This window comes from Hanstruepera neustonica, from assembly GCF_002895005.1.
Taxonomy (GTDB): domain Bacteria; phylum Bacteroidota; class Bacteroidia; order Flavobacteriales; family Flavobacteriaceae; genus Hanstruepera; species Hanstruepera neustonica.
The window spans coordinates 452,693-472,000 of sequence record NZ_POWF01000002.1 but is presented as its reverse complement, the minus strand read 5'-3'; the positions used below and the strand labels follow the sequence as shown (position 1 = coordinate 472,000).

Below are 19,308 nucleotides of genomic sequence, written 5' to 3'. Positions count from 1 at the left end.
ATTGCTGTTTATTAGATTAGGCGAATTTAACAATAAATATCAAACCAAAAATACTTTTAAGGAAACGTTAAGTTTTGGAGTATTATTTTATGTAAAAAATGTTTGTGCAAACGAAACTTTGTTTTAAATTTGCAACCTCAATTACACAATGGCCTATGGTGTAACTGGCAACACGTCTGGTTTTGGTCCAGAAGAGTCTAGGTTCGAGCCCTAGTAGGCCAACAAGTAATTAAAAAAACCTAATCTTTATTGATTAGGTTTTTTGTTTTATGATGGTTTTTCAATTAAATTTTAAAAGTCACTACCGGTCGCTTGGCATGGTTGACTAAATCTTCACTGATACTGCCATTAAAGAAATGCGCGATTCCTTGCCTTCCGTGTGTACTAATCCCTATTAAATCGGCACCAATGATGTGAGAAAAATTTAAAATGCCTTTTTCAACACTTTCATCATTATAAATAGAAATAGAATAATCCTCAAAATCATAATCTTTAATAAAATCCATTATTCTGGCTTTGGCAGTGGCTGTTGTAACGAAATTACTGGCAGTATTAACAAATAATAAATGAATTTTAGCACCAAACGCTTTAGCTAACTCAGTCGCTTGTCTGTAAGTTTCTTTGTTGTCATTTTTAAAGTCGGATGCAAAAACAAAGTTGTCAATTTTAAAATTCTCATGCTCATTTTTAATCACTAGAACAGGTACTTCAGCTGTTCTAACCACTTTTTCCGTATTGGATCCAATAAACATTTCTTTGAATCCGCTAGAGCCATGAGAGCCCATAATGATTAAATCAATTCCATGTTCCTTACAAGTGTTTTTTATGCCTGTAAATGTTTGATTGAAATCAACGGTTTCATGCACAACCACATCATCTAAATAATCTTGACTCATGGTTTGCTCAAACTTTTTATGTGCTAATTTCATAAAAAACATGGCTTCAGGTAATTCGCTGTGTTGGCTTAAAGCATCCACTTGGCTTAAAGGCAATTCAAGCATGTGGAGTAAATAAATCTCACTACCATGTTTTTTGGCTAATTGAGCTGCAACTTGTAAGGCATTTTCGGCTTGTTTTGAAAAATCTGTAGGAACGAGTATTTTTTTCATAAAAGGAATTTCTGGATTAGTAGTTGCGAATAAAATTAAGAATAAAAATTGATATTTCAATCATTATGGAATTCAATTTAATTGTTGTATATTTGCACCGTTGAAAGTTAAAAGATATTATGAGGGGACGGGAAGTCCCCTCTTTTTATACCAAAAATGTTTAAGGAACTAGTAGAAAAATTATTGGCTGAAGGACTTGAGGAAAGAGAAGATCTTTTTCTTATAGACCTGACTATTTCAAATGATAATAACATTAAGGTTATCATTGACGGCGATCGAGGCGTTACAGTAGATGATTGTATTTTTATAAGTCGGGCCATTGAGCATAATTTAGATCGTGAGGATCAAGATTTTTCCTTGGAAGTAGCGTCAGCTGGAGCTGCTGCACCTTTAGTTAATCAAAGACAATATGTTAAAAGTGTTGGCAGGGATTTAGAGGTAGCGACTCATGATGGACAGTATAAAGGAACACTTACGAATGCTGATGAGGCGAAAATCACCTTAAACTGGAAAGCTAGAGAACCTAAACCAGTTGGTAAAGGAAAAGTGACGGTTCAAAAACAGGCAGACATTGCCTATGAAGATATTGTAGAAGCAAAAGTTATGATAAAATTTTAATTAAAAGAGAGATATGGAAAATCTTGCGTTAATTGAGTCTTTCTCAGAATTTAAAGACGATAAATTAATAGATCGTGTAACCCTAATGGCGATTTTAGAAGATGTGTTTAGAAATGCATTGAAGAAGAAGTTTGGTGATGATGACAATTTCGATATCATTATTAACCCTGATAAGGGAGATTTGGAAATCTGGAGAAATCGTGTGGTTGTAGCCGATGGAGAAGTAGAAGAGCCTAATCAGGAAATATCGTTGTCTGAAGCTAGAAAGATTGAGCCTGATTTTGAAGTTGGAGAGGATGTATCCGAAGAAGTGAAGTTAATAGATTTAGGACGTCGTTCAATTTTAGCATTAAGGCAGAACTTGATTTCTAAAATCCATGAGCATGATAATACCAATATCTATAAGCAATTTAAGGATTTAGTTGGTGATATTTACACGGCTGAAGTTCACCACATACGTCATAGAGCAGTTATTTTACTGGATGATGAAGGCAATGAAATTATCCTTCCAAAGGAAAAACAAATACCATCAGATTTCTTTAGAAAAGGCGATAATGTTCGTGGTATAATTGAGAGTGTTGAGCTTAAAGGAAACAAACCAGCTATTATCATGTCAAGAACGGCTCCAGAATTTTTGGAGAAATTGTTCGAGCAAGAAATTCCTGAAGTTTTTGATGGCTTGATTACGGTTAAAAAAGTTGTTAGGATTCCAGGTGAAAAAGCTAAAGTAGCTGTGGATTCTTATGATGACAGAATTGATCCAGTAGGTGCGTGTGTTGGTATGAAAGGATCCAGAATTCATGGTATTGTTCGTGAGTTGGGTAATGAAAATATTGATGTTATTAATTATACCAATAACTTACAACTATTCATTACAAGAGCCTTGAGTCCTGCAAGAGTGACTTCTATAAAGATTGATGAAGAAAACAAACGCGCTGAAGCTATCTTAAAGCCTGAAGAGGTAAGCAAGGCTATCGGTAGAGGTGGTCATAACATTCGTTTGGCTGGCCAATTAACTGGTTATGAGATTGATGTGTTCAGGGAAGGTGCCGAAGAAGACGTCGAGTTACGTGAGTTCTCTGATGAAATCGATGAGTGGATTATTGAAGAATTCAGCAAAGCTGGATTGGATACAGCAAAAAGTATTTTAGAGCAGGAAGTTGATGATTTAGTTAAGCGTACAGATTTAGAAGAAGAAACAATTTTAGATGTTATTAGAATTCTTAAGGAGGAATTCGAAGATTAAATATAATTTTAGGTTATTTTAAAGGCAATTTATGGCTGAAACAATTAGATTAAATAAAGTATTACGTGAACTTAATATTTCGCTAGATCGTGCTGTTGAGTATTTAGACTCTAAAGGCATTGAAATAGAGAAGCGACCAACCACAAAAATATCTGAAGAAGTACACCAACTTTTGCAGGACGAGTTTGAGACAGATGCCAATAAAAAAGCAAAATCTCAAGAGGTTAGTGAGGCTAAACAGAAAGAAAAGGAAGCATTAAGGATTCAGCGTGAACGTGAATTAGAAGAGAAAGAGCAAGCAAGAGCCAAAAAAGAAGCAGCGGAGAAAGAAGAAGTTGTTAAAGCAAAATCAACGCTTTCAGGGCCTAAGCAAGTTGGAAAAATCGACTTGGATGCCGATAAGAAAAAGCCTGCAAAACCTAAAGAACCTAAAGTTGAAGAAGCTGAAGAAACTGGAAATAAAGAAGTGCCTGTAAAAGAGGAGACTCCTAAAGCAAAAAAAGAAGAGAAAGCTTCAGATAAACCGAAGAAAGAAACAGCAGAAAAGAAAACCGAAAGTCAAGAGCAAGAAGAACCTGCTGAAGAAAAAGTAAAAACTCAATATCAAAAACTTTCTGGGCCTAAAATTGCTGGCGATAAGATTGATTTAACACAATTCAATAAGCCTAAAAAGAAAAAAGAAGAGAAAAAGACTGATAATAAAGAAGCTGGTACCGGAAGGAAAAAGCGTAGACGTATCAGTAAAGCTGGAGGTCCAGACGACAATAATTTTTCTAGAGGTGGCGGTAATGACAGATTTAAAGGTAAGTCTGGAGGAAAAGGCAGAAGAAATATTGTTAAGGAGGAGCCAAGTGAAGAAGAAGTACAAAAACAAGTACGTGAAACACTAGAAAAACTTCAAGGTAAATCAAGTAAAGGTAAGGGTGCTAAGTACCGTCGTGAAAAGCGTGACCAGCACAGAGAACAAACCGAAAAAGATTTACAGGCAGAAGCAGCTGAAAGTAAGATCCTGAAGGTAACCGAGTTTGTTACAGCCAGTGAAGTTGCCACTATGATGGATGTATCGGTAACCGAAATTATTTCGGCCTGTATGTCGCTGGGAATGATGGTGACCATGAACCAACGATTGGATGCTGAAACATTGACCATTGTTGCTGAAGAATTTGGTTATGAAGTGGAGTTTGTTACAGCTGATATTGAAGAATCAATCGAAGAAGTTGAAGATAAACCAGAAGACTTAAAACCACGTGCGCCAATTGTTACAGTAATGGGTCACGTTGATCACGGTAAAACCTCGTTATTGGATTATATTCGTGAAGAGAATGTCATAGCAGGTGAGTCAGGTGGTATCACACAGCACATTGGTGCTTATGGTGTTGAATTGGAAAGTGGTCAAAAAATCGCGTTTTTAGATACACCAGGTCACGAGGCCTTTACGGCCATGCGTGCTCGTGGTGCTCAAGTCACAGATATTGCCATCATTGTCATTGCAGCTGATGATGATATCATGCCACAAACCAAAGAAGCCATTTCGCATGCACAAGCAGCGGGTGTGCCAATTGTATTTGCGATTAACAAGATAGATAGACCAACTGCAAATCCGGATAAGATAAAAGAAGGATTGGCCAATATGAATTTATTGGTTGAAGATTGGGGTGGAAAAATTCAATCGCATGATATTTCAGCGAAAACAGGCCAAGGTGTAAAAGAATTATTGGAAAAAGTGTTGCTTGAGGCGGAATTATTAGAGCTCAAAGCCAACCCAGATAAACCAGCGCAAGGGACCGTTGTGGAAGCATTCTTGGATAAAGGTCGAGGATATGTATCCACGATTCTAGTTCAGGCTGGTACCTTAAAAGTCGGTGATTATGTGTTGGCTGGTAAAAACAGCGGTAAGGTGAAAGCCATGCACGATGAACGTGGTAAAGAAGTTAAAGCAGCTGGACCATCAACACCTGTGTCAATATTAGGTTTAGACGGTGCACCTCAAGCAGGTGATAAGTTTAGTGTATTTGAGGATGAACGCGAAGCAAAACAAATTGCATCGAAACGTACACAATTACAGCGAGAACAATCTGTTAGAACGCAGCGTCATATTACGCTAGATGAAATTGGTCGTCGAATTGCTTTAGGCGATTTCCAAGAGCTGAATATCATACTTAAAGGAGATGTGGATGGTTCTGTGGAAGCATTAACAGATTCATTCCAGAAACTATCTACAGAAGAAATTCAAGTGAATATTATCCATAAAGGTGTTGGTCCAATTACAGAAAGCGACGTCTTATTAGCTTCGGCTTCAGATGCGGTAATTATTGGATTTAACGTGAGACCAATGGGTAACGCCCGTCAAATAGCCGATAAGGAAGAAATAGATATCAGAATGTACTCAATCATCTATGATGCTATTAATGACCTTAAGGATGCTATGGAAGGTATGTTGTCTCCTGAATTAAAAGAAGAGATAACAGGTACTGCTGAAATCAGAGAAATATTCAAGGTGTCTAAAATTGGAAGTATCGCTGGTTGTATGGTAACAAGTGGCAAGATTTATAGAAATTCAGGCGTGCGTTTAATTCGCGATGGTGTTGTGGTTTACACAGGTGAACTGGCTTCGCTAAAACGTTTTAAAGACGATGTAAAAGAAGTTTCTAAAGGATACGATTGTGGTATGCAAATTAAAAACTACAACGATATTAAAGAAGGTGATATCATTGAAGCTTTCCAAGAAGTAGAAGTAAAAAAGAAGCTAAAATAAGCTTTGAAAACAGACTATAAAAAAAGCGACCAATCGGTCGCTTTTTTTGTTTATTCTTTTTCTTTTTTAGGTTTAAATACAAAAGCGTTTTGGAATTCTTTCTGGACTTTAACCAAACTTCTGTCAGCTTCCAATCGGCTTCTAAAATTTCCAACCCAAACTTTATAATTCGGTGTTTCAAACTCCAAACTTACTGGTAAATTGGGTAATTTTGCCTGTAATTTTGACTTGGCTTTTTGGGCATCATCATGACGATTACCTGAAAAAATCTGAATTTTATAACGATCGGAATCATTATCATTCAGATTCATATCTCGCTTTAGAGCCAATAATTTTACCAAATCATCATCTTGATTTATGACCACACGGCCTTGTTGAGCATGGGAAGTATGAATGGTTATGACTGCTAAAAATAAGGTTGGTATCAGGAATTTTATGTTCAATAATTTCATTTTCAATGGTGTTTTATACAAATGTAAATGATAATAACTAAATCTTCGGGTATTTTATTATTTAGAATTTCTCTAAATTAACAATTAACACTTCTGTAACATTTCTAAAATCGACTTTAAATGTTACTTTTGCGTGAGATTTTATTATTGTATTTTTTTCTGTTATTAAATGAAAAAATCATACCAAAGTTTAGAAGTTAATTCAACTAATAATATGAAACAGGTGAATCACCGAAAATTAAGCCAAAACATTCTCCGTTTAAGTTTAATTATTTTACTAGCGTTTTCAACCTCACTTTCTGCCCAAGAAGGCGACCCAGCAAAAGGAAAAACTTTATTTAACACCAATTGTGCTGCTTGTCATCAGCTGGATAAGAAGATGACAGGGCCTGCTCTTAGAAATGTCGAGCAACGATTGGCAGATGAAGAAGGATTGGATAGAGCATGGATTACTGCTTGGATTCACAACAGTGCGGCTGTTGTAGCTTCAGGAGATGCTTATGCAGTAAAGATTTATAATGAGTATGGCGGTGCAGCGATGACGCCAATGCCTCAATTAACTGATCAGGATATTTCAGACATTTTGGCTTATACGGCTGAAGAGGCTCCTGCGCCTGTTGTTGAAGTTACAACTGGTGGTGGTGAAGGCTCTTCTCAAGAAAGCGGTTTCTCAAATAAATTAGTTTTAGGTGCTTTAGCGGTGTTGTTTGCCTTATTAGCCATGGCGCTTATTTTGGTCAGACAAACGTTAAATCGTTTTGCTGAAGCTAAAGGTGTGGATGTTTCTGAAACGAAAGGCACACCAATTTGGAAAGCGTTTATTCAAAATCAATTTTTGGTATTGGTTACAGCTATTTTCTTATTGTTGGCTAGTGGTTATTTTGTTTATGGTTACCTCATGCAAATAGGTATTGATCAAGGCTACCAACCAGTACAGCCAATACATTTCTCTCATAAAATTCACGCAGGTGATAACGGTATCGATTGTAAATACTGCCACTCTTCGGCTAGAGTTAGTAAGCATTCAGGAATTCCTTCCTTGAATATTTGTATGAACTGTCATAAATCTATTTACGAATACAAAGGAGAGACTAGTCCAGAATATTCAAAAGAGTTCTATGACGGTGAAATTCAAAAATTATATGCCGCTGCAGGATGGAGTGATGCCGATCAAAAATATACCGGTGAATCACAACCTGTAAAATGGGTGCGTATTCATAATTTACCAGACTTTGCTTATTTCAATCACTCTCAACATGTTTCTGTTGCAGGTATTGAATGTCAAACTTGTCATGGACCAGTTGAAGAAATGGAGATTATGTATCAACATGCACCATTGACCATGGGTTGGTGTATTAACTGTCACAGAGAAACCAATGTGAAAGTACAAGACAATGCTTACTACGAGAAAATTCATGCAGAATTATCTAAAAAGTACGGTGTAGACCAATTGACAGCTGCTCAAATGGGCGGATTGGAATGTGGTAAGTGTCATTATTAATTTATTAAGAAGTAATTCAATTATATAATATGTCATCAAACAAGAAATACTGGAAAAGTGTTGAAGAGCTAAACGAGAATAGCTCTATTGTTGAGACGCTGAAACAAAACGAATTTGTTCAAGAGATTCCTACTGATGAGTTTTTAGGGAATAAAGAATCATTAAGTGACTCGAAAACAACCCGTCGTGATTTCTTAAAATATGTTGGTTTTAGTACAGCTGCAGCTTCTTTAGCTGCCTGTGAAGGACCAGTTATTAAATCTATACCTTATGTTGTGCAGCCAGAGGAGATTATTCCAGGTGTTGCCAATTACTATGCAACAACCATTGCAGATGGGTATGATTTTGCAAGTGTTTTAGTGAAAACCCGTGAAGGTCGTCCAATTAAAATTGAGAACAATGCTATGGCTGCTACCAATGGTAGTGCAAATGCCAGAGTAAATGCATCGGTTCTTGGTTTGTATGATAGTTTGAGAGTACAAGGCCCAACGAAAGATGGTAACCCAATTTCTTGGAGCAATTTTGATACGGAAACTACTCAAAAATTGAACAGCTTAAGTGGATCTGGTAAACAAATTGTGTTATTGACACAAACTTTTGCCAGTCCATCAACTTCGAAATTGGTTGCTGAATTCAAAGCTAAATATGGCAATGTTCGTCATGTGGTTTATGATGCGGTTTCAGAATCTGCTGCTTTAGATGCCTATCAAGCTAATTACGGAGAGCGTGGTTTAGCCAATTATGATTTCTCTAAAGCGATGACGATTGTTTCTGTTGGTGCAGACTTTTTAGGTGATTGGCAAGGTGGCGGATTTGATTCTGGCTATGCAAAAAATCGCGTGCCAGATCATGGTAAAATGTCTCGTCATATTCAGTTTGAATCTAATATGTCATTAACGGGTGCTAATGCTGATAAGCGTGTGCCCATGACAGCTAGTCAGCAAAAATTGGCTTTAGCAAAATTATATAGCGAAGTAGTTGGCGGTTCGGTATCTGTAGAATTACCAGAACATATAGCAGAGGCTGTAAGTAAAGCAGCGTCTGAACTTAAAGCAGCAAAAGGAAAAGCTGTAGTGGTTACAGGTATTCAAGATGTCAATGCGCAAACGGTTGTATTTGCCATCAATGAGCATTTAGGAAGTCAAGCATTTGATCCTATTACACCTATAAAAACCAGACAAGGAAATGATAAAGCGGTACAAACTTTAATTGCAGATATGAATGCAGGTAAGGTTGGTGCTATTATCATGAGTGGTGTGAACCCCATGTATACTTTAGCTAATGCCTCGGAATTTGAATCAGGTTTAGCTAAAACTGAATTGTCTGTTGCATTTTCAATGAAGTCAGATGAGACATCTTCAAAATGTCAATACATAGCTGCAGCACCACATTATTTGGAGTCTTGGGGTGATGTTGAAATGAAGAAAGGGCATTTTGCTTTGACGCAGCCTACAATCCGTCCATTGTTTGATACTAGACAGTTTCAAGAAATGCTTATCCTGTGGACTCAAGGTAGTTTAGGTTCAAATTCTTATCATAATTATATAAAGGAAACTTGGAATACCAGTGTATTGGGTGGATCGTCTTTTAACAAAGCATTACATGATGGTGTTTTTGTTAAAGGTAGTGTTTACTTTGGAGGTGCTTCAACCAGTACTACAGAAACTATCGAAACCACTTCAACGGAATTAAAAGAGAAAAAAGACAGAACATTAGTAGGAGGTATTATTCATGATGCTGCAGTTGGATTAGGTATTGCTGAGGAAGATAAAGAAGAATACGTCACAACAACATCTACGGAGACTGTTTCAACAGGAGGTTCTGCAGATGGATCTGCTGCAATGAATGTGGTGTCCGCTGGAGCAGCTGCGAGAGCTTTGGCTAACACATCGGGTTCTGATATGGAATTGGTGTTATACACCAAAACAGGAATGGGTGATGGCCAACAAGCAAACAACCCATGGTTGCAGGAGTTTCCTGATCCAATTTCAAGAGTATCTTGGGATAACTACTTAACGGTTTCCAAAGCGGATGCCGACAGAATTGGACTTAAGAATGTTCATGTAGCAACAGGCGCTTTAGACGGTAGCTATGCAAACGTTACTGTTAACGGAACGACTTTAAATAACGTTCCTGTTCTTATTCAGCCAGGTCAGGCTAATGGGACTGTTGGTCTATCCTTTGGATATGGTCGTTCAGCTGGATTAAAAGACGAAATGAAAACAGGCGTTAACGCCTTCACCTTATATTACGGTTCCAATAATGTTCAAAACGTTATAGTTGAACCAGCATCTGGAATGCATGAATTTGCTTGTGTTCAGTTGCATAACACTTTAATGGGTCGTGGTGATATTATTAAGGAAACCTCATTAGAAATTTTCAATACTAAAGATAAAAAATACTGGAATGCAATTCCTGTTGTTTCTTTAAATCATGAAGAAACGCCAGTAACATCTCCAGATGTTGATCTTTGGGATGAGTTTGATCGTTCTATCGGTCATCACTTCAATCTTTCAATTGATTTGAATGCTTGTACAGGTTGTGGTGCTTGTGTGATTGCATGTCACGCAGAAAACAACGTACCTGTTGTAGGTAAAGAAGAAGTTCGTCGTAGTCGTGATATGCACTGGTTACGTATTGACAGATATTATTCTTCTGAAGAGTCTTTTGAAGGCGATAATAAAGAAAAAGAAAATGCCGATGGTTTAGGTCTAGGGAACTATGTCTTTGGAGATAGACAAGGGGATGGGTCTTTATCTACATTTGAAAGAATGGAAAGCGCTTCTGAAAACCCACAAGTAGCTTTCCAACCAGTTATGTGTCAGCATTGTAATCATGCACCTTGTGAAACAGTTTGTCCAGTAGCGGCAACATCACATGGTCGTCAAGGTCAAAACCACATGGCTTATAACCGTTGTGTAGGTACGAGATACTGTGCAAACAACTGTCCTTATAAAGTACGTCGTTTCAACTGGTTCTTATACGCTCAAAACGATGAGTTTGATTACCACATGAATGATGATTTAGGTCGTATGGTATTGAATCCAGATGTAACAGTTCGTTCACGTGGTGTGATGGAAAAATGTTCTATGTGTATCCAAATGACACAAAAGACCATTTTAGATGCCAAGCGTGATGGACGTCAAATCAAGGATGGTGAATTCCAAACAGCATGTTCTGCTGCATGTAGCAGTGGCGCTATGACATTTGGAGATATCAATGATAAAGAAAGTAAGGTGGCTCACCTTAAAGAAGATAACCGTATGTACCACTTATTGGAGCACGTTGGAACAAAACCAAACGTGATGTACCAAACTAAAGTGAGAAATACAACTGAAGCATAAACATTAATTAAGAAACAATTATAAAAGGATTATGGCGTCTCATTACGAAGCACCTATTAGAAGACCTTTAGTTACAGGCGAAAAATCATACCACGATGTATCTGTGGATGTAGCAGCACCTGTTGAAGGTAAAGCAAATAAATCTTGGTGGATTGTATTTTCTATAAGTCTTGTAGCATTCCTTTGGGGAATAGGCTGTATTATCTATACAATTTCAACAGGTATTGGAACTTGGGGTTTAAATAAAACCGTAGGTTGGGCTTGGGATATTACTAACTTCGTTTGGTGGGTTGGTATTGGTCACGCAGGAACGTTGATTTCTGCAGTACTATTACTGTTCCGTCAAAAATGGAGAATGGCAATTAACCGTTCTGCGGAAGCCATGACAATATTCTCGGTAGTTCAGGCTGGTTTGTTTCCTATTATTCACATGGGTCGTCCTTGGTTAGGATATTGGGTATTACCAATTCCAAACCAATTTGGATCGCTTTGGGTGAACTTTAACTCGCCATTACTTTGGGACGTTTTTGCAATTTCCACCTATTTATCAGTATCGTTAGTATTCTGGTGGACAGGATTATTACCTGATTTCGCCATGATTCGTGATAGAGCTGTGAAACCATTTCAAAAGAAAATATATTCTTTATTGAGCTTCGGTTGGACAGGTCGTGCGAAAGATTGGCAACGTTTTGAAGAAGTTTCTTTGGTTCTTGCAGGTTTAGCAACGCCTTTAGTACTTTCTGTACATACTATTGTATCGTTTGACTTCGCAACGTCGGTAATTCCAGGTTGGCACACTACTATATTCCCGCCATACTTCGTTGCTGGTGCTATTTTCTCTGGATTTGCTATGGTAAACACGCTTCTTATTATTATGAGAAAAGTGTGTAGCCTTGAAGATTATATTACGGTTCAACACATTGAATTAATGAACATAGTCATCATGATTACGGGTTCAATAGTTGGTGTGGCCTACATTACGGAGTTGTTTATTGCGTGGTACTCTGGAGTTGAATACGAACAATATGCCTTTTTAAACAGAGCAACTGGACCTTACTGGTGGGCATATTGGGCTATGATGAGCTGTAACGTGTTTTCACCACAATTTATGTGGTTCAAAAAATTACGTACCAGTATTATGTTCTCATTCTTTATCTCTATTGTAGTAAATATTGGTATGTGGTTTGAGCGTTTTGTAATTATTGTAACGTCTTTACACCGTGATTACTTACCATCTTCTTGGACTATGTTCTCACCAACGTTTGTGGATATTGGAATTTTCATCGGAACGATTGGATTCTTCTTTGTATTATTCCTATTGTATGCTAGAACATTCCCTGTAATTGCACAAGCAGAGGTTAAAACTATTTTGAAATCTTCTGGACAACGTTATAAGAATATCAGAGAAAGAGGTGAAAGTTTAGTTGGTACTGGAGCGGATGCTAGAACATCTGTATTAAAACTACCAAAAGAAACAGCTGAATCACATCTGGCGGTTGATCATTCTGATAAAATCAATAATTTATTATCAAGTATTGGTTCTTTTGATTCAGAATCGCAATCTGCTGATGATTTAAAGAAGATAAATGGTGTTGGTCCTAAAATGGAAGAAGCACTCAATAGCATAGGCATTTATACTTTCTTACAAGTGAGTAAAATGACTAAAAAAGAATATGATTTGTTGGATGAAATTACCGGTTTGTTCCCAGGAAGAGCAGAACGTGATGATTGGTCTGGACAAGCTAAAAATTTATTAAACTAAAGTAGCATATGGAAGCTTCAAAAGTAATTCACGCTATTTATACAGATGACGATGTATTAATGTCCGCTGTTAAACGAGTTAAAGCAGAAAAACATCATATAGAAGAAGTTTACACACCTTTTCCTGTTCATGGATTGGACAAGGCAATGGGCTTGGAACCAACACGAATAGCCATTGCATCATTTATTTATGGTTGCATTGGTTTAACAGTTGCGATAGTGATGATGAATTTCATCATGATACAAGATTGGCCTCAAAATATTGGTGGAAAGCCTAGCTTTAGCTACTTGGAGAATATGCCAGCTTTCGTACCTATTATGTTCGAGTTAACGGTATTCTTCGCAGCGCATTTAATGGTAATCACTTTTTATTTACGTAGTAGAATGTGGCCATTTAAAAAAGCTGAAAATCCTGATAAAAGAACAACTGATGATCATTTCTTGATGGAAATTGCCATTCATGGAAATGAAAAGGAATTAGAAAGTTTATTGAAAGAAACCGGAGCTGTAGAATTAAATATAGTTGAAAAAGAAGCGCACTAGTATATTATGAAAAGCTTATTTAAAATAACACTTGTAGCATTAGTATTGATTGTGGTGGTTTCCTGTAAAAAGGATTCTAGACCGAACTATCAATTCATGCCAAACATGTACGAACCAGTTGGTTATGAAACCTATGCTGAATCGGATGCATTTAAAAACGGTAAAGAAGGACAGTTACCTGCAGAGGGCAGTATTCCAAGAGGTTTCAAACCTTTTGACATTGAAAATACAACTGACGGCTACAATTTTGCAAAAGAAAATTTAATGAGTCCTCTCGATTCAATGCAAGTTGATCTGGCTAAAGGGAAAGAACTGTATGATATTTATTGTGGTATTTGTCATGGTAATAAAGGTGATGGTCAAGGTAATTTAGTCAAGCGTGAGAAAATTTTAGGTATCCCTAGTTATGATGATGTGGGAAGGGCTATTACCGAAGGTAGTGTATACCACACTATTTATTATGGTAAAAATGCCATGGGGTCTTACGCTAACCAATTGAATGAACAAGAGCGTTGGCAAGTTGTGGCTTACGTTATGGATCTAAAAGCTAAATTAGAAAAATAAGAACGATAAAGTTTATATATAGATATGTACACATTCTCGAATAAATTAAAGACCGTTTCTATAGCCCTAATGATTATTGGAGCGCTTGGTGTGGGATATGGTTTTATGACATCTCACAAATCTTTTGAAGAGGTGGAAACCATCTTGACAGAAGAGGCTTCCCATCACGGAGGAGGTCATGGTGAAGAAGCTGCACATGGAACTAGTCATGATGCTCACGCTGCTGAAGCTGCTCATGGAGAAGGTCATGCTGATTCAGCTGAAGAACAAGTAGATGAGCATACGAAACATGTAGAGCATGTACAACATCAGATAGCCAATAGACCTTGGTCGGCTTTCTATGTAGCCGCTTTCTTTTTCTTTATGATTGCATTGGGTGTTTTAGCGTTTTATGCCATTCAGTTTGCAGCGCAAGCAGGTTGGTCACCCGTACTGTTCAGAATTATGGAAGCTATTACAGCTTATGTGTTGCCTGGTGCTTTAATTGTATTGGCAATTGCAGTTGCTTCAGGAACGATTGGGCATTATAATATTTTTATTTGGATGGATCCTGAAGAGGTTGCACACGATAAATTATTACAAGGTAAATCAGGATTTTTAAATATGACTGGTTTTATCATTCGTGGATTAATCTTTATTGCTGGATGGAGTTTATACAGACACTTTGCACGTAAGTTCTCATTGGCGCAAGATAAAGCTGATGTGAATGATAATCGAAATTTCAAAAAATCATTTAGAATCGCTGCTGGATTTTTAGTGTTCTATATCTATACCGAGTCTATGATGTCTTGGGATTGGATTATGAGTGTTGATCCGCACTGGTTTAGTACCTTATTTGGTTGGTATGTATTTGCCAGCATGTTTGTAAGTGGTATTACCGTTATTGCGATGATTACCATGTATCTAAAATCAAAAGATTTATTACCATTTGTTAATGACAGTCACTTACATGATTTAGCGAAATTCATGTTTGCTATCAGTATTTTCTGGACTTACCTGTGGTTCTCGCAATTCATGCTTATTTGGTATTCGAACATCCCAGAAGAGGTTACTTATTTTGTAACGCGTTTTGCAGATTATAAATTACCATTCCTTGGCATGGTAGTCATGAATTTCGTATTCCCATTATTGGTGCTTATGAATAGTGATTACAAGCGTATTCCTTGGTTTGTAGTAATGGCAGGTATCGTCATATTATGTGGTCACTATATTGATGTTTTCAATATGATTATGCCAGCTACAGTGGGAGACAGATGGTTTATTGGTATCCCTGAAATAAGTTCAATCATGTTCTTTGCTGGGTTGTTCATATTTATAGTGTTTACAGCACTATCTAAACATCCATTATTAGCTAAAGGGAATCCATTTATTAAAGAGAGTGAACACTTTCATTATTAATATTTAATTAAAGTAGAGAAAAGACAATGACAGCTTTTTTATCCATTATAATAGTACTTTTTATAGCTATTGCAATTTGGCAAATGGTCAAGATATTTGATTTGGCACAGGTTGGTGTATCAAATAACCAAGTGGCCAATGATCATGATAACCGCTTGAATGGTTATTTAATGATTGGTTTCCTAATCTTTATTTATGTCATAACCATAGTTTGCATGGTCAAATGGGGTGATTTGCCATTAATGTCAAATTCGGCATCTGAACATGGACCTGGAATCGATAATTTAATGATTATCTCTATGGTCATCATTTTTATTGTACAGACTATTACTCAATATCTATTGCATTATTTCGCATTTAAATATAGAGGTGAAGAAGGTAAGAAAGCCTTGTATTTTGCAGATAACAATACATTAGAAGCCATTTGGACTATCATTCCAGTAATAGTTTTGGCTGGACTAATCATATACGGTTTGTTTACCTGGAATACCATCATGAATGTCAATGAAGATGATGATCCATTGGTTGTGGAGCTATATGCGCAACAATTTAACTGGAAAGCGCGCTATGCAGGTGAAGACAATACTTTGGGACAAGCAAATGTGCGTTTAATCAATATTGATAACGCCAACATTTTAGGATTGGATGAATCGGATCCCAATGCTCAAGATGATGTAATTACAACCGAACTTCACTTACCGGTTGGTAGACCAGTATTATTCAAAATGCGTTCTCAAGATGTATTACACTCGGCTTACATGCCGCATTTTAGAGCTCAAATGAACTGTGTTCCTGGTATGATCACGCAGTTTGGATTTACACCAACAGTAACGACTGCTGAAATGAGACAAACACCTCAAATGATCGATAAAGTTGCTAACATCAACAGAATCAGAGTCGAGAAAAGTAAGGAATTAGTTGCCAAAGGTGAGGCTGAATTAGAACGCTATGAGTTTGATTATTTATTGCTTTGTAATAAAATTTGTGGAAAATCACATTACAACATGCAAATGAAAATAATTGTTGAGACTCAAGAAGAATATGACGCTTGGATGGCTGAACAAAAAGAATTTAAAGATTCTTTATTAAAGTAATTAAAAAAACAGTTTTTAAAAGTATATAGAAGATTATGTCAACACACGCAGATACTCACGCACACGAAGACGATCACGGACATCATCATAAAGAAACATTCGTGACTAAATACATTTTTAGTCAGGATCATAAGATGATTGCCAAGCAGTATCTTATTACAGGTACTATTATGGGTGTTATAGGTGTATTAATGTCTTTAATGTTTCGTATGCAAATTGCATGGCCAGAAGAGCCTAATGTATTGTTTGAGGCATTGTTGGGCAAATGGGCACCTGATGGTGTTATGGATGCTGATATTTATTTGGCTCTAGTAACGATTCATGGTACAATCATGGTGTTCTTTGTACTTACAGCTGGATTAAGTGGTACATTTAGTAACCTGTTGATTCCATTGCAGATTGGGGCTAGAGATATGGCATCAGGGTTTTTGAATATGGTATCTTATTGGTTATTCTTCCTTTCTAGTGTTGTCATGGTTATCTCTTTATTTGTTGAAGCAGGACCTGCTGCAGCTGGTTGGACTATCTACCCACCGCTTTCAGCATTGCCAATGGCACAAGGCGGATCAGGTATGGGTATGACTCTATGGTTAGTCTCCATGGCTATCTTTATTGCGTCTTCTTTATTAGGTTCATTGAACTACATAGTTACTGTCATTAACTTACGTACCAAAGGGATGTCAATGACACGTTTGCCATTAACAATCTGGGCATTCTTTGTTACAGCAATAATTGGGGTAGTATCATTTCCAGTATTATTATCTGCTGCGTTATTATTAATAATGGATAGAAGCTTTGGAACCTCATTTTTCCTATCAGATATATTTATCCAGGGGGAAGTGTTGCACTATCAGGGGGGGTCGCCTGTTTTATTTGAACACTTATTCTGGTTCTTAGGTCATCCTGAAGTATACATTGTAATTTTACCTGCAATGGGCTTGGTGTCTGAAATTATGGCTTCCAACTCGAGAAAACCAATTTTCGGTTACCGAGCAATGGTAATGTCTATTTTAGCCATTGCTTTTCTATCTACCATTGTATGGGGTCATCATATGTTCGTTTCTGGTATGAATCCATTTCTTGGGTCAGTGTTTACTTTTACAACATTATTGATTGCAATCCCTTCGGCGGTAAAAGCTTTTAACTGGATTACAACTATTTGGAAAGGAAACCTCCAAATGAACCCGGCTATGCTATTCTCAATCGGATTTGTTTCGACGTTTATCACAGGTGGACTTACTGGTATTATTTTAGGTGATAGTGCATTAGACATCAATGTGCATGATACGTATTTCGTAGTGGCTCACTTCCATTTGGTAATGGGTATTTCGGCACTATATGGAATGTTTGCTGGTATTTACCATTGGTTCCCTAAAATGTTTGGTCGTATGTTGAATAAACGTTTGGGTTATATCCATTTTTGGGTAACTGCCGTTTGTGCTTATGGCGTGTTCTTCCCAATGCATTTTATTGGTATGGCAGGATTACCAAGACGTTATTATACGAACTCTAATTTTCCATTGTTTGATGATTTAGCTGATGTGAATGTCATCATTACAGTCTTTGCATTGGTTGGTGGTGTATTCCAATTGGTATACTTATACAACTTCTTTAGTAGTATTTTCTTTGGAGAGAAAACAGTTCAGAATCCATGGAGATCGACTACTTTAGAATGGACAGCTCCAATTAAACATATTCACGGAAACTGGGAAGGTGAGATACCACATGTTTACCGTTGGTCATATGATTATAGTAAACCAGGTCACGATGATGATTTTGTACCTCAAAATGTGCCTTTAAAAGAAGGAGAAGAAGAGTTGCATCATTAGTGAGTGATACTTAATAATACTAACAAGGCCTTTCTGATTTAGAAAGGCTTTTTGTTTATATTTGTGTTATATGAACGAGAATCTCAATCCAACAAACGAACATTTTTCATCTGAAGAACTTGATGTAGAAAAAAAATTAAGGCCCTTAACCTTTGATGATTTTACGGGTCAAGATCAGGTGCTGGAAAATCTTCAAATTTTTGTTCAAGCAGCTAATGGTCGTGAAGAAGCTTTAGATCATACCTTATTTCATGGCCCTCCAGGACTGGGAAAAACAACCTTGGCTCATATTCTAGCAAGCGAATTGAATGTTGGTATTAAAGTAACTTCTGGTCCTGTCTTGGATAAACCAGGAGATTTGGCTGGGTTACTAACCAATCTGGAAGATCGTGATGTGTTGTTTATTGATGAAATCCATCGATTGAGTCCCATAGTTGAAGAATATTTATACTCGGCCATGGAGGATTATAAAATTGATATCATGATTGAATCTGGGCCTAATGCCAGAACGGTTCAAATCAATTTAAACCCCTTTACATTAGTTGGAGCTACTACGCGTTCAGGATTGCTTACAGCTCCCATGCGAGCACGATTTGGTATACAAAGTAGATTACAATATTATAACACCGAATTACTAACAACTATTGTACAGCGAAGTGCATCCATTTTACAGGTACCCATTACCATGGAAGCTGCCGTTGAAATAGCAGGAAGAAGCCGAGGAACACCACGAATAGCTAATGCCCTTTTAAGAAGAGTGCGTGATTTTGCACAGATAAAAGGTGATGGCAATATCGATATTAAAATTGCTCGTTTTGCCCTTGAAGCGTTGAATGTGGATGCTCATGGATTGGATGAAATGGACAATAAAATACTGTCAACCATTATTGATAAATTCAAAGGCGGTCCAGTAGGAATTACCACTTTAGCCACAGCAGTAAGTGAAAGTGCGGAAACCATAGAAGAGGTTTATGAACCTTTTTTAATTCAACAAGGTTTTATTATGAGAACACCTCGTGGAAGGGAAGTAACAGAACAGGCCTATAAACACCTAGGTAAGATTAAGGGACCTATTCAAGGTGGATTGTTTTAAA

General features: G+C 37.1%; 14 protein-coding genes and 1 tRNA gene. 13 read left to right on the top strand and 2 right to left on the bottom strand.

What is annotated here, in order from left to right; genetic code table 11:
- Positions 1–149 precede the first annotated feature (149 nt).
- A tRNA-Gln gene (locus C1T31_RS06875) sits at positions 150–222 on the top strand.
- Between the two features lie 62 nt (positions 223–284).
- Here the strand turns inward: C1T31_RS06875 and C1T31_RS06870 are convergent.
- On the bottom strand, positions 285–1,109 hold the full coding sequence (locus C1T31_RS06870) for a universal stress protein (protein WP_103051731.1): 825 nt from the start codon (positions 1,107–1,109) through the stop codon (positions 285–287).
- Between the two features lie 156 nt (positions 1,110–1,265).
- Between C1T31_RS06870 and rimP the strand changes: the two genes are divergently transcribed.
- The 3 genes from rimP to infB are packed head-to-tail and all read left to right on the top strand — an operon-like array spanning position 1,266 to position 5,728.
- The gene (gene rimP / locus C1T31_RS06865) at positions 1,266–1,727 is read left to right on the top strand and encodes a ribosome assembly cofactor RimP (protein WP_103051730.1); all 462 of its coding nucleotides are present in this window, start codon (positions 1,266–1,268) and stop codon (positions 1,725–1,727) included.
- A gap of 13 nt (positions 1,728–1,740) precedes the next feature.
- Complete coding sequence (nusA, locus tag C1T31_RS06860) at positions 1,741–2,973, top strand: transcription termination factor NusA (RefSeq protein ID WP_103051729.1); 1,233 nt, start codon at positions 1,741–1,743, stop codon at positions 2,971–2,973.
- A 31-nt stretch (positions 2,974–3,004) separates the two neighbouring features.
- Entirely contained in the window at positions 3,005–5,728 is a 2,724-nt protein-coding gene (gene infB, locus C1T31_RS06855) for a translation initiation factor IF-2 (protein WP_103051728.1), read from the top strand.
- 50 nt (positions 5,729–5,778) lie between these two features.
- Here the strand turns inward: infB and C1T31_RS06850 are convergent, their stop codons facing one another.
- Positions 5,779–6,180, bottom strand: coding sequence for an SPOR domain-containing protein (locus tag C1T31_RS06850; protein WP_103051727.1), 402 nt, complete (start codon positions 6,178–6,180; stop codon positions 5,779–5,781).
- Between the two features lie 214 nt (positions 6,181–6,394).
- On the opposite strand from C1T31_RS06850, the gene C1T31_RS06845 reads away from it, so the two are divergent.
- The 9 genes from C1T31_RS06845 (at position 6,395) to ruvB (ending at position 19,307) form a co-directional block, all read left to right on the top strand.
- Positions 6,395–7,681, top strand: a complete 1,287-nt coding sequence (locus C1T31_RS06845) for a c-type cytochrome (RefSeq protein ID WP_103051776.1) — start codon at positions 6,395–6,397, stop codon at positions 7,679–7,681.
- A 29-nt stretch (positions 7,682–7,710) separates the two neighbouring features.
- Entirely contained in the window at positions 7,711–11,025 is a 3,315-nt protein-coding gene (locus C1T31_RS06840) for a TAT-variant-translocated molybdopterin oxidoreductase (RefSeq protein ID WP_103051726.1), read from the top strand.
- 31 nt (positions 11,026–11,056) lie between these two features.
- Positions 11,057–12,787 (top strand): NrfD/PsrC family molybdoenzyme membrane anchor subunit, encoded by a 1,731-nt coding sequence (gene nrfD, locus C1T31_RS06835; RefSeq protein ID WP_103051725.1) that lies wholly within the window; start codon positions 11,057–11,059, stop codon positions 12,785–12,787.
- Positions 12,788–12,795: 8 nt separating this feature from the next.
- Positions 12,796–13,329, top strand: a complete 534-nt coding sequence (locus tag C1T31_RS06830) for a DUF3341 domain-containing protein (protein WP_103051724.1) — start codon at positions 12,796–12,798, stop codon at positions 13,327–13,329.
- 6 nt (positions 13,330–13,335) lie between these two features.
- A complete protein-coding gene (locus C1T31_RS06825; RefSeq protein ID WP_165780079.1) occupies positions 13,336–13,893 on the top strand; it encodes a c-type cytochrome in 558 nt (185 codons plus the stop codon).
- A gap of 24 nt (positions 13,894–13,917) precedes the next feature.
- A complete protein-coding gene (locus tag C1T31_RS06820) occupies positions 13,918–15,291 on the top strand; it encodes a quinol:cytochrome C oxidoreductase (RefSeq protein WP_103051723.1) in 1,374 nt (457 codons plus the stop codon).
- Between the two features lie 26 nt (positions 15,292–15,317).
- Positions 15,318–16,385: a cytochrome c oxidase subunit II gene (locus tag C1T31_RS06815; protein WP_103051722.1), complete on the top strand. Its 1,068-nt coding sequence runs from the start codon at positions 15,318–15,320 to the stop codon at positions 16,383–16,385.
- A gap of 35 nt (positions 16,386–16,420) precedes the next feature.
- Positions 16,421–18,214 carry a cytochrome c oxidase subunit I gene (locus C1T31_RS06810; protein ID WP_103051721.1) on the top strand — a complete coding sequence of 598 codons (1,794 nt, stop codon included), beginning with the start codon at positions 16,421–16,423 and terminating at the stop codon, positions 18,212–18,214.
- A 70-nt stretch (positions 18,215–18,284) separates the two neighbouring features.
- Entirely contained in the window at positions 18,285–19,307 is a 1,023-nt protein-coding gene (gene ruvB / locus C1T31_RS06805; protein ID WP_103051720.1) for a Holliday junction branch migration DNA helicase RuvB, read from the top strand.
- The last annotated feature ends 1 nt before the right edge of the window (position 19,308 follow it).